Origin of the sequence: Ralstonia sp. ASV6 (assembly GCF_016429285.1) — a bacterium.
In the GTDB taxonomy this organism is placed as follows: Bacteria; Pseudomonadota; Gammaproteobacteria; order Burkholderiales; family Burkholderiaceae; genus Ralstonia; species Ralstonia flaminis.
Window position 1 is genome coordinate 1 of the sequence record NZ_JAELUI010000634.1, and the last position, 302, is coordinate 302.

Genomic DNA, 302 nt, shown 5'->3' on the forward strand with positions numbered 1-302 from the left:
GCCCGCCAGCTTCACCAAGCCGAAGCTGACACCGGCTGCCATCGCGGCGCTCATCCGCAATCTGCGCCGCAGCCCCGACCTGACGTTCCGCAAGCTGGTAACGCTCGCCCGGCTATTTGCCTGAGGCCTGTCTCTTATACACATCTCCGAGCCCACGAGACATGGCGCCTGATCGCGTATGCCGTCTTCTGCTTGTAAAGGGGGGGGGGGGGGGGGGGGGGGGGGGGGGGGGGGGGGGGGGGGGGGGGGGGGGGGGGGGGGGGGGGGGGGGGGGGGGGGGGGGGGGGGGGGGGGGGGGGGGG

Annotated in this window: 1 pseudogene; it reads left to right on the forward strand. The window is 75.2% G+C overall.

The annotated features are described in order from the left end of the window. A pseudogene (locus JHD73_RS28715) lies at positions 1–124 on the forward strand (glyoxalase); the annotation flags it as partial. Between the last annotated feature and the right edge of the window lie 178 nt (positions 125–302).